This window comes from Streptomyces sp., assembly GCF_050698815.1.
Lineage (GTDB): Bacteria > Actinomycetota > Actinomycetes > Streptomycetales > Streptomycetaceae > Streptomyces.
In genome coordinates, this window is the sequence record NZ_JBOHCV010000678.1 from 1 (window position 1) to 4945 (window position 4945).

Below are 4945 nucleotides of genomic sequence, written 5' to 3' on the forward strand. Positions count from 1 at the left end.
GAGTACGTCGTCGACGCGCTGCGCGCCGGAGCCTCCGGGTTCCTCCTCAAGGACACCCGGCCCGCCGAACTGCTCGACGCCGTACGGACCGTGGACGCGGGCGATGCGCTGCTGTCCCCGGGCCCCACCGCCCGCCTTATCGCGCGGGTGCTGCGGACGCCCGAGACCCCGCGGGCCGACGGTCCCGCACCGGGCGGGCTCGCTCCCCTCTCCGACCGCGAGCGGCAGGTTCTCGCCCTGGTGGCGCGCGGCCTGAACAACACCGAGGTGGCGGACGCGCTCGGGCTCAGCCCGCTCACCGCCAAGACCCACGTCAGCCGCATCATGGGCAAGCTGTCCGTCCGCGACCGCGCCCAGCTGGTGATCGCCGCCTACGAGTCCGGGCTGGTGACCCCGGGAGGCGCCGGGTAGCGCGCGGATGGGCGAGACTGTCCGCATGAGCCTGTTCCGCGACGACGGCATCGTGCTGCGCACCCAGAAGCTGGGTGAGGCGGACCGGATCATCACGCTGCTCACGCGCGGTCACGGACGGGTGCGAGCGGTGGCACGGGGTGTGCGGCGCACCAAGTCGAAGTTCGGTGCGCGACTGGAGCCCTTCAGCCACGTCGATGTGCAGTTCTTCGCGCGGGGCAGCGAACTGATCGGCCGCGGGCTGCCGTTGTGCACCCAGACCGAGACCATCGCACCGTACGGGCGGGGCATCGTCGGCGACTACGCGCGCTACACCGCCGGTACGGCCATGCTGGAGACCGCCGAGCGCTTCACCGACCACGAGGGCGAGCCCAACGTGCAGCAGTACCTGCTGCTGGTGGGCGGGCTGCGCACGCTGGCCGCCGGCGAGCACACCTCCGGCCTGGTCCTGGACGCCTTCCTGCTGCGGTCGCTGGCGATGGGCGGCTACGCGCCCAGCTTCGAGAACTGCGCCAAGTGCGGCCTGCCCGGGCCCAACCGGTTCTTCTCCGTCGCCTCCGGCGGCGTGGTGTGCGGCGACTGCCGGGTGCCGGGCAGCGTCGTACCGTCCCCCGAGGCGCTGCGGCTGCTGGGGGCGCTGCTGACGGGCGACTGGGAGACGGCCGACGCGGCCGAGACGCGGCACGCCCGCGAGGGCACCGGACTGGTCTCGGCGTACCTGCACTGGCATCTGGAGCGCGGGCTGCGCTCGCTGCGGTACGTGGACCGCACTGACCGCACTGACCGCACTGACCGCACTGAGAACAGCCCCCGCAGCCCGGAGCCCGAGCGGTCCTGACCGGCGGCGCCGCGCCTCCGCAGGTCGGCTACGCTCGGCCCTGCCCCCTTCTGACCTCGTCCCATCCTGGAGCTGAACGCCCATGGCCCGCCGCGGAATGCTGCAACGGCAGCGTCGCGAGTACGTCGCACCCGAGCCGCACCCCTCCGGTGAACGCCCGCCGAAGATCCCCGCGGAACTGGTGCCGAACCATGTGGCCTGCGTCATGGACGGCAACGGCCGGTGGGCGAAGCAGCGGGGGCTGCCGCGTACGGAGGGGCACAAGGTCGGCGAGGGCGTCGTACTCGACGTGCTCAAGGGCTGTCTGGAGATGGGCGTCAAGAACCTCTCCCTGTACGCCTTCTCCACGGAGAACTGGAAGCGGTCGCCCGAAGAGGTGCGCTTCCTGATGAACTTCAACCGCGACGTCATCCGCCGCCGCCGCGACGAGATGGACGAACTCGGCATCCGCATCCGCTGGGTGGGCCGGATGCCGAAGCTGTGGAAGTCGGTGGTGAAGGAGTTGCAGGTCGCCCAGGAGCAGACCGTCGACAACGACGCCATGACGCTCTACTTCTGCGTCAACTACGGCGGCCGGGCGGAGATCGCGGACGCCGCGCAGGCGATGGCCGAGGACGTACGGGCGGGGCGGCTCGACCCGTCGAAGGTCAGCGAGAAGACCTTCGCCAGGTACCTCTACTACCCGGACATGCCGGACGTGGACCTGTTCCTGCGGCCCTCCGGCGAGCAGCGCACGTCCAACTACCTGATCTGGCAGAGCGCCTACGCCGAGATGGTCTACCAGGACGTGCTGTGGCCCGACTTCGACCGGCGCGACCTGTGGCGTGGCTGCCTGGAGTACGCGCAGCGCGACCGGCGCTTCGGCGGGGCGCAGGCGAAGTAGCCGGTCGGCGGCCTACGACCTGGTCGTCATCGCGCGGCGGCGGCGCACTCCCCGCACGTACCGAAGATCTCGACGGTGTGGCCGACGTCCACGAAGCCGTGCTCCGCGGCGATCGAGTCGGCCCACTTCTCCACCGCCGGGCCCTCGACCTCGACGGCCTTGCCGCAGTGGCGGCACACCAGATGGTGGTGGTGGTCGTCGCTGTGGCAGCGCCGGTAGACCGACTCGCCCTCGTCGGTGCGCAGTACGTCGACCTCGCCCGCGTCGGCGAGGGACTGCAGCGTGCGGTAGACGGTGGTCAGGCCGACCGAATCCCCGCGGTGCCTGAGCATGTCGTGCAGCTCCTGCGCGCTCCGGAATTCCTCGACCTCGGCCAGGGCCGCCGAGACGGCGGCACGCTGCCGGGTCGACCGGCCGCGGACAGGGGGACCTGCGGTGGGCACGCTGTCTCCTTCGTTCGTCCGGGTGGCTCACTGGAGCGCCCCGGTCATTGTGCCAGCCCCCTGAGGTGAGCGGTCTCACGCTCTGCGAGGCCTCACGCTCTGCCGGCCCCGTCCCGGGGCGCCGTCTCCAGGGTGCCTCCCGCGGGACCTGACGGTCCGCCGCTCGCGACCACCGGGCCACCGCCCCGCGCCCTGCGCCGCGCGAGCGGCGCGGCCAGCGCCGTCACCAAGACGAACAGGGCGATCGCCAGCACCACGATGCTGGCACCGGGCGGCACGTCCGCGTAGTACGAGGTGGCGGTGCCGGAGAGGGTTACAGCCACTCCGAACAGCACGGACAGTCCGAGGGTGGCGGCGAAGCCGCGGGTGGCCTGCTGGGCGGCGGCCACCGGGATCACCATCAGCGCGCTGACCAGCAGCAGCCCGACCACCCGCATCGCCACCGTGACCGTCACCGCGGCGGTCACGGCCAGCAGCAGGTTCAGCAGCCGCACCGGCAGGCCGGTGACCCGTACGAACTCCTCGTCCTGGCAGACGGCGAACAGCTGCCGCCGCAGCCCCAGGGAGACGGCGAGCACGAAGGCCGACAGACAGACGATGGCGATCACGTCGGAGTCGGCGACGGTGGTGACGGAGCCGAAGAGATACGTGGTGAGGCTGGCGTTGGAGCCGTTCGGCGACAAATTGATGATCATGACACCGCCGGCCATGCCGCCGTAGAAGAGCATCGCGAGGGCGAGATCGCCGCGAGCCTTCCCGTACCAGCGGATCAGCTCCATCGTGACCGCTCCGAGCGAGGCGACGAGCACCGCCATCCATACCGGATTGGTGTTGAGCAGGAAGCCGAGGGCGACGCCGGTGAGGGCGACGTGGCCGATGCCGTCGCCCATGATCGCCTGGCGGCGCTGGACGAGGTAGATGCCCACCGCGGGGGCGGCGATGCCGACCAGCAGCGCGGCGAGCAGCGCCCGCTGCATGAAGGGGTAGTCCAGCAGCTCGATCATCGGCGCGCTCCGGTGTCCGCTTCGCTCACCGTCAGACCGGCCTCGATCGTCGAGGCCGCCGCCTCGGCGTCGGGTGTGTCGTGCGGGTGGCAGGCAAGGTCGTGCAGCCGCTCGGGGTGCGTGACGCTCTCGACCAGCCCGTCGCGCAGCAGCACCGCGCGGTCGATCAGCGGGGCGAACGGGCCCAGCTCGTGCAGGACGAGCAGCACGGACGTACCGTCGCTCACCCGCTCGTGCAGCGCTGCCGCCAGCACGTCCTGACTGCCCAGGTCCACCCCGGCCAGCGGCTCGTCCATGATCAGCAGATCGGGCTCACCGGCCAGCGCCCGGGCGATCAGCACCCGCTGGTGCTGGCCGCCGGAGAGGGCGTTCACCGAGTCCTTCGCCCGGTCCGCCAGGCCGACCAGCTCCAGCGACCGTTCGACGGCGGCCTTGTCGGAGCGGCCCAGCGGGCGCAGCCCCCGGTGGGCGAGACGGCCCGCGGAGACCACTTCGCGCACCGTGGCGGGTACGCCCCCGGCGGCGGTGGAGCGCTGCGGTACGTAGCCGACGCGCCGCCAGTCGCGGAAGCGGGCGAAGGGGGTGCCGAACAGGTCGAGGTCGCCGCCGGCGAGCGGCACCTGGCCGACGACGGCGCGGATGGCGGTGGACTTGCCGGAGCCGTTGGCGCCGAGCAGGGCGACGACCTCGCCGCGGGCCACGGCCAGGTCGATGCCACGCAGCACCATGCGTCCGCCCAGTGCGGCGGTCGCGGCACGGAGGGAGATCGCGGTCTCCGGTGCGGCCATGGGATGGGCCTTCCTCGGTGGTGGGGTGGGGCGTGGTGAGGGTCAGACGACGCCGAGGGCGACCCGCAGCGCCATCAGGTTCTGTTCCATGACCGAGAGGTAGTTCTGGCGCTCGGGGTTCCGCACGCTCTCCAGCGTGCTGAGTACCCCGGTCCTGAGGTTCAGATCATCGGCGAGGGTCTTGGCGGTCTTGTCGCCGGCGCCCTCCTCGAAGAAGACGGTGTCGGCCTTCCCCTTCTTGGCGGCCTTGTGCAGCTCCTTCATCCGGGCGCCGCTCGGCTCGGATTCGGGGTCGATGCCGGCGACGGCCTCCTCGTGCAGCCCGTACCGCTCGGCGAGGTAGCCGAAGGCGGCGTGGGTGGTGATGAAGGTGTCCGTCTTTCTCTTCTTCAGACCCTTCTTGAAGTCCTGGTCGAGGGCGTCCAGGCGTTCGGTCAGGTCGCGGGTGTTCCGCTTGTAGTCCGCCTTGTGTGCCGGGTCGGCCTTGGCCAGCTCCTTGCCGACACCCTTGGCGACCTGCGCGTAGCGCACGGGGTCCAGCCATATGTGCGGGTCGCCGCCCTGTCCGCCGGACGATA

Annotated in this window: 7 protein-coding genes; 3 read left to right on the forward strand and 4 right to left on the reverse strand. The window is 71.5% G+C overall.

Annotated elements, in window-relative coordinates:
• The 3 genes from ACRDP3_RS24260 to ACRDP3_RS24270 all read left to right on the forward strand — a co-directional run.
• A partial coding sequence (locus ACRDP3_RS24260; protein WP_431519127.1) for a response regulator transcription factor occupies positions 1 to 411 on the forward strand: 411 nt, incomplete at its 5' end.
• Positions 412 to 436: 25 nt separating this feature from the next.
• Complete coding sequence (gene recO / locus ACRDP3_RS24265; protein WP_431519128.1) at positions 437 to 1249, forward strand: DNA repair protein RecO; 813 nt, start codon at positions 437 to 439, stop codon at positions 1247 to 1249.
• An 82-nt stretch (positions 1250 to 1331) separates the two neighbouring features.
• A complete protein-coding gene (locus tag ACRDP3_RS24270; protein WP_431519129.1) occupies positions 1332 to 2132 on the forward strand; it encodes an isoprenyl transferase in 801 nt (266 codons plus the stop codon).
• 26 nt (positions 2133 to 2158) lie between these two features.
• Here ACRDP3_RS24270 and ACRDP3_RS24275 read toward each other — a convergent pair whose 3' ends face one another.
• The 4 genes from ACRDP3_RS24275 to ACRDP3_RS24290 all read right to left on the reverse strand — a co-directional run.
• Positions 2159 to 2575 carry a Fur family transcriptional regulator gene (locus ACRDP3_RS24275; RefSeq protein ID WP_431519130.1) on the reverse strand — a complete coding sequence of 139 codons (417 nt, stop codon included), beginning with the start codon at positions 2573 to 2575 and terminating at the stop codon, positions 2159 to 2161.
• Between the two features lie 92 nt (positions 2576 to 2667).
• Positions 2668 to 3579 carry a metal ABC transporter permease gene (locus ACRDP3_RS24280; RefSeq protein WP_431519131.1) on the reverse strand — a complete coding sequence of 304 codons (912 nt, stop codon included), beginning with the start codon at positions 3577 to 3579 and terminating at the stop codon, positions 2668 to 2670.
• Positions 3576 to 4367 carry a metal ABC transporter ATP-binding protein gene (locus tag ACRDP3_RS24285; protein WP_431519132.1) on the reverse strand — a complete coding sequence of 264 codons (792 nt, stop codon included), beginning with the start codon at positions 4365 to 4367 and terminating at the stop codon, positions 3576 to 3578. Before ACRDP3_RS24285 ends, ACRDP3_RS24280 begins: the two co-directional genes overlap by 4 nt.
• Positions 4368 to 4409: 42 nt before the next feature.
• Positions 4410 to 4945: metal ABC transporter solute-binding protein, Zn/Mn family (locus ACRDP3_RS24290; RefSeq protein ID WP_431519133.1), on the reverse strand; the 536-nt coding region annotated here is incomplete at its 5' end.